This is a genomic window from Cryobacterium sp. PH31-AA6 (assembly GCF_030063195.1).
Lineage (GTDB): Bacteria > Actinomycetota > Actinomycetes > Actinomycetales > Microbacteriaceae > Cryobacterium.
In genome coordinates this window covers 80270-86269 of record NZ_JASISS010000014.1, presented here as the reverse complement: position 1 = coordinate 86269, position 6000 = coordinate 80270, and the positions used below count along the sequence as shown (strand labels likewise).

General features: G+C 68.0%; 6 protein-coding genes. 3 read left to right on the top strand and 3 right to left on the bottom strand.

Going from position 1 to position 6000, the window contains the following annotated elements:
- Positions 1-314: 314 nt before the first annotated feature.
- Positions 315-1301, bottom strand: coding sequence for an aldo/keto reductase (locus QMG61_RS11165; RefSeq protein WP_283494403.1), 987 nt, complete (start codon positions 1299-1301; stop codon positions 315-317).
- A 9-nt stretch (positions 1302-1310) separates the two neighbouring features.
- On the bottom strand, positions 1311-2195 hold the full coding sequence (locus QMG61_RS11160) for an alpha/beta fold hydrolase (RefSeq protein WP_283494402.1): 885 nt from the start codon (positions 2193-2195) through the stop codon (positions 1311-1313).
- A 118-nt stretch (positions 2196-2313) separates the two neighbouring features.
- Here QMG61_RS11160 and QMG61_RS11155 point away from each other — a divergent pair, with 118 nt between their 5' ends.
- The 3 genes from QMG61_RS11155 to QMG61_RS11145 are packed head-to-tail and all read left to right on the top strand — an operon-like array spanning position 2314 to position 5681.
- The gene (locus tag QMG61_RS11155; RefSeq protein ID WP_283494401.1) at positions 2314-3165 is read left to right on the top strand and encodes a DUF4349 domain-containing protein; all 852 of its coding nucleotides are present in this window, start codon (positions 2314-2316) and stop codon (positions 3163-3165) included.
- A 10-nt stretch (positions 3166-3175) separates the two neighbouring features.
- Positions 3176-4342 (top strand): acyl-CoA dehydrogenase family protein, encoded by a 1167-nt coding sequence (locus QMG61_RS11150; protein ID WP_283494400.1) that lies wholly within the window; start codon positions 3176-3178, stop codon positions 4340-4342.
- Positions 4335-5681 carry a threonine/serine exporter family protein gene (locus QMG61_RS11145; protein WP_283494399.1) on the top strand — a complete coding sequence of 449 codons (1347 nt, stop codon included), beginning with the start codon at positions 4335-4337 and terminating at the stop codon, positions 5679-5681. The genes QMG61_RS11150 and QMG61_RS11145 overlap by 8 nt, the downstream gene beginning before the upstream one ends.
- A 14-nt stretch (positions 5682-5695) precedes the next feature.
- Here the strand turns inward: QMG61_RS11145 and QMG61_RS11140 are convergent, their stop codons facing one another.
- On the bottom strand, positions 5696-5938 hold the full coding sequence (locus QMG61_RS11140; protein ID WP_283494398.1) for a hypothetical protein: 243 nt from the start codon (positions 5936-5938) through the stop codon (positions 5696-5698).
- Positions 5939-6000: the final 62 nt, after the last annotated feature.

Below are 6000 nucleotides of genomic sequence, written 5' to 3'. Positions count from 1 at the left end.
CATCCCGCTGAAGAGCAAGGCCGAACGCGTCGGGTGACGCTGACCTGGGGGGTCTCGACAGGCTCGACCACCGGGGCTCGACCACCGGGGCGGGGTCACCGGGTCTCGACAGGCTCGACCACCGCGGCTCGACCACCGCGGCTCGACCACCCTGGCCTGGGGTCTCGACAGGCTCGACCACCGGCGCTCGACCACCGGCGCGGGTCCCGGTCTCGACAGGCTCGACCACCGGGGGCTCGACCACCGGGGGCTCGACCACCGGGGGCTCGACCAGCGGGGGCTGGGCGTGTGCGGTGGCCAAGCGCCTGGAGGGGCTACCAGCGGGGGTGGATCTGGTCTCGCAGCATTCGGTCGTAGATGTCTTGAACGCCTTCGTTGAACTCGAGGCTGAGTTGCGGGATGGACCCGGCTGCGGCGTTGCCCTCGGCCTGGGCCACTGAGCGGGCGCCGGGGATCACCGAGCTGACACCATCGATCTGGGCGACCCAGGCCAGCGCCGCCTGCGCCGGGGTGAGCCCGTCCGGCACGATCGCCGCGAACTCCGCCGCGGCCTTGAGTCCGGTCTCATAGTCGACACCGGAGAAGGTCTCTCCCACGTCGAACGCGCTGCCGTCGCGGTTGTAGTTCCGGTGGTCGTTTGCCGCGAAGGTCGTCTCCCGGGTGTATTTGCCGGTCAACAACCCGCTTGCGAGCGGAACACGGGCGATGATGCCCACTCCGGCGGCACGAGCGGCGGGCACGACGGCGTCCAGGGGCTTCAGCCGGAACGCGTTCAGGATGATCTGCACGGAGGCAATGCCCGGCCGGGCGATGGCCGTGAGGGCCTGGGCGCAGGTCTCCACACTGACGCCGTAGTTGGCGATGACGCCCTCGGCCACCAGGGTGTCGAGCGCGTCGTAGACCTCGTTCGACTCGACCACGGCACTGGGCGGGCAGTGCAGCTGCACGAGATGCAGGGTGTCCATGCCGAGGTTGGTGCGGGAGCGGTCGGTCCAGGCCCGGAAGTTCGCGAGCACGTAGTTCTCCGGAAGCTGATCGACCCGGCGGCCCATCTTGGTTGCCACGGTGATGCCATCGCCCACCGGGCTGCCCGCGAGGAAGCGGCCGATGATCTGTTCGCTGCGGCCATCGCCGTAGACGTCGGCCGTGTCGAAGAAAGTGACCCCGGCGTCGACGGATGCCGTGAGCACCGTCGTCGCCTCGGCCTCCGTCACATCGCCCCAGTCCGCCCCCAGCTGCCAGGTGCCGAGGCCGATGACGGAAACGGTGCGGGCGGTCTTACCGAGAGTGCGTGTGTCCATGTTTCCAGCCTATCCACCGGGCACAGGGTCAGCGTTCGACGGCCGCTCGACCGACGGCCCAGCGGTCTCCTCCGCGGCGCCCGCATCGATCACGCCGACGAGGGCTCGCGCCAGCCGTGGCCGGATGAGGTGGTCGTTGGCGTCGATCCTGTGCATGGTGACGTGGCGCATCCGCTCGATCACGGTCATGCTGCCCGGTGCGATGAACGCGTCGAGCGTGCCGTAGACCACTGCCACCGGCACCCGGAGGCTCGCGATGTCACTGACCAGGGTCTGGGATTCAATGCAGTGTTCGAGGGACTTCGCGAACGGGGTCCAGTTGCGTTCGGAAATCTCGAAGATGCCCTTGGGTAGCAGCCGGGAGATGATGGCCGCGTTGCTGATCGTGAAGTCCTTGTTCTGGCGCAGGAAGTCATAGGCACGCAGGTACGCGCTGACCCGGGCTCGCGCCCATCGATCGCCGATGTCCGAGGGGGAGATGTAGACGGGTGGTCCGACCAGCACGACCCGGGAGACCGGGCTGCGCCGGGATGCCCGGCCGCGCCGCTGCGCCGCGAACCTGGTCACGATCAGGCTGCCCAGGGAATGGCCCACAAGAGTGAACGGCTCCCGCAGTTTCAACGAACGGATCGTGGCATCGAGCGACTCGACGTGGTCTTCGAGTCGGTATTCGCAGCCCTCGGGGGCCGGCGACTCGCCGAATCCAAGAATGTCGACGGCGATCACCCGGTGCCGCGGCGCCAGGAGCGGCACCACCTCCTTGAAGGTCACCGACGATGACGCGATCCCATGGACCAAAATCACGACCGGCCCGGTCCCCTCGTCCGTAGCCACGTGCAGCAGCGGCGGGCGTCGCCGACGGAGCCGTTCGATCAAAGCCGTCCACCAGGTCATGGTTCCAGTATCGCCGCCGTGGGCGGATCCGGGCGGGTGAGCAGCCGAGATGCGATTGTGATTCGACTCCCAGAGCGCGTCCAGACAGTGACCTCCGCTCAGACTCTAGGGTGGGGCCATGAAGCGAATATCCTTGGTCGCATTGGCCGTTGCCGTCCTGTTGCTGGCCGGCTGCACCGCTCAGGGCGCTTCGACGTCGGACTCCGGCCCAGGTCTGTCCAGCTCCGACTCGTCGGGCGGCATCGTCGCGCCAGACTCCGCGGTGAAGAGCGGCACCACCGGCGAAATCATGTCCTCTACCCGCGACGTGATCACGACCGGATCGGTGTCCATCACGGTCAAGGACCCGATCAAGTCCGCCCAGGATGCCGTGATGATCACCGAGCAGGCCGGCGGCCGCGTCGACAGCCGCACCGAAAACCCGGCCACCCCGAACCAGCCGGCAAGCGCCAACCTGACCCTGCGCATCCCCTCCGACCAGCTCGACCACACCCTCGCCGAGCTGAAAAAGCTCGGAACCGTCAACTACGTCTCCCTCAATGCGTCGGATATCACCCAACAAACCCAGGACCTCGACGCCCGGATCAAATCGCTCACGACCTCGGTTGACCGTCTGCTCGCCCTGATGCAGCAGGCGACCAACACCACAGACCTGATCGCCATCGAGGGCGCCCTGTCCGCCAGGCAGGCCGAGCTCGAAGGACTCCAGTCCCAGCGTGATTACCTTTCTGATCAGGTAGATTTCTCCACGATCAGCCTCGATCTGTACTCGACGGGCACGGTCGCTCCCGGCTCCCCCGACAATTTCTGGACCGGGATCGTGGCCGGCTGGAACGCGTTGGTCGGTGCGCTGGGGAGCGCTTTGATCGGGATCGGCTTCGCCCTTCCCTGGCTGATCGCGCTCGGCGCCGTGGCCGCCATCGTGTTCCTGATCGTGTGGCTGTCGACGCGGAAGCGCAAGGCTGCATAGGCTGGAGGTTGTGACAACGTCCGACAGCCTCTCCCCGCTCGGCGACGACCTTCTGGATCGGATCCGGTCGCGTGCTCCCGGCCACGATCTGGCCAATACCTTCCCGGCCGACGACCTCGCCGAGCTGGCCGCCTGCGGCTACCTGCGTTCCCTCGTGCCGATCGAATTCGGCGGCCTCGGCCGGAGCCTCCGCGACGTGGCCCGTGACCAGGTTCGGCTCGCCGCTCACGCCCCGGCCACCGCCCTCGCCGTCAACATGCACCTGGTCTGGACCGGCGTCGCCCGCACTCTGCACGACCGCGGCGACACGTCCCTCTCCTTCCTGCTGCACGAGGCCGGCACCGGCGAGATCCTGGGTTTCGGAGTGAGCGAGCCCGGCAACGACCTCGTCCTGACCGGGTCCACAACTGATGCCCGCCCGGAGGCCAATGGTGGCTACAGCTTCACCGGCACGAAGATCTTCACCTCCCTCTCCCCGGTCTGGACCAAGCTCGGCACCATGGGGCTCGACACCACCTCGCCCGACGGCCCGAAGATCGTCTGGGCGTTCCTCGACCGCGCCGACCCGGGAATCAGCCGCACAGACGACTGGGACACGCTCGGCATGCGGGCCAGCCAAAGCCAGAGCACGGTGCTGGATGGCGCCGTGGCCGGGGCCGACCGGGTATTCCGCCGGCTCGACCCCGGGCCCAACCGCGACCCACTGGTCTTCGCCATCTTCGCCAACTTCGAGATCCTCCTCGCCGCCGTGTACTCGGGGATCGGGCGCCGTGCCGTCGAGCTTGCCGTTCAGTCTGCACAGCGGCGCACATCACTGCGACACAACGGCCGCAGCCTGGCCCTGGACCCGGACATCCGCTGGCGGGTCGCCGAGGCGGCCATCCTGATGGACGGCATCTACCCGCAGATCGACGCTTTGGCCACCGACGTGGACACCCTCGCCGACCATGGCCCGCAGTGGTTCGCCCTGCTCTCCGGCCTCAAACATCGCGCCACCGAGACAGCGAGGCAAACCGTGGATCAGGCCATCCGGGTGACCGGGGGAAGCTCCTACTTCACGGGCAGCGAACTTGGGCGGCTCTACCGCGACGTGCTGGCCGGCCTGTTCCATCCCTCCGACGCAGAGTCCGTGCACGCCACGGTCGCGGCAGCGTGGCTCGGACCGCTCGATGACTGACGCGACAACGAGCATCGGCATCTTCGACAGCGCCGGCTACACCCGCTCGGTCCTCGACCTCACCATGCGTCTCGCCGAGGTCATCTTCGCGGCCGGCGCCGGCGCCGAGGACGCGACGGCCGCGATGGAGGCCATCACCCGCGCGTACGGGCTGAAGGGTACCGAAGCCAACATCACCCACACGATCATCACGCTCACCCACGAGGACCCGGGCACCCACGAGTCGATCACCCGCAGCCGGAACGTCAAGTACCGCTCGCTCAACTACGGCAAGCTCACCGCGACGTCCGCACTGATCGTGGAACTGCTCGACCAGCCAATGGATGTCCCCGACGCCCGCAAGGCCCTGGCCACCATCGTCAGTTCCAAGCCGCAGGTCCCCGCGCTCTACCGACGCCTGGGCTGGAGTCTCGTCGGGGTCGGCGCCGCGGTGCTCATCGGCGGCGGCCCGGTTGTGCTGGTGGCGGCGTTCGTCGCGACCTTCTTCATCGACATGATCACGAACGCCCTCGACCGGCGACAGGCGCCGCTGTTCTACCAGAACGTGGTCGGCGGGGCGATCGGTCCGATCGTCGCCGCTGTCGTCGCGCTGATCGACCCGACGGCGAACCCGTCCCTCGTTGTCATTGCCACGATCATCATGCTTCTGGCCGGAGTGACGACCTTTGGTGCGGTGCACGACACGCTGTCGGGGTTCTACCTGACCGGAACGGCCCGGCTGATGGAGGCGCTCCTGATCACCGGAGGCCTGGTCACCGGTGTCGCCGGGGCGTCACTGCTGCTCGCCCGATTCGGCCTTCAGCTGACGGTGGACGCCAAGCTGACTCCGACCCTGGCCAATCTGCCGACCCTGCTGGCCGCATCCGTGGTCATCGTGGTCGGTTTCGGCCTGGCCGTGCAGGTGCCCTGGCGGGCGTTCTGGGTGATCTGCGTTCTCGGCGCCGGCGCCGAATTCCTCTACCTGGCCGCAGCCTCCGCCGGGTTCGGCCTGGTCTGGTCTTCCGGCGCGAGTGCGATGGGCGTCGGTCTCGCCGCGGCGGTCGCCGCCCGGATCGTGCGCACTCCCCCGCTGGTGATCGTCGTCACGTCGCTCGTGCCACTCGTGCCGGGCCTGATCCTGTTCCGCGGGCTGTTGGAGCTCTCGGACGGCGAGATCAACGGGCTGCTCAGTCTGCTGACGGCGGGCGCGGTCGCGGTCGCCCTCGCTGCCGGGGCCATTCTCTCCCAGTACATCGTGCAGTTCGTCTGGGGTCCCGCGCGGCGCCTTCAGCGTCGATTCGTCGGCCCGCTGATGGCACTGCCGGTGCGGCTGAGCCGCAGCCCCGGCAAGCGGATCTAGGTTTCCGGCCTGCCCTAGTTGGGCACGTCCGGTTCCGCCGCGGGGTCCTGCAGGTCTTCGACGTACTGGTAGGCGATCGGCTCTTCGGTCACATGCCCGAGCTGGAATACCCGGCGCACGGTGGCGCCATCCTCCTCGACCTGGAGGGTGACGGTCTGCTGGTAGCCGCCGTCGACGAAGGCCAGGTCCCGTTCCGTGCCTGCCGCAATCGGGTTGGCGCCATAGAAGATTGCGCGGTAGGTGGTCTTCTCGTTCATGATCTCCCCATCTGATTCGGTCGGGTCGTGCCGGTCAGATCGCTCCGCCACGGGTCGTCTGC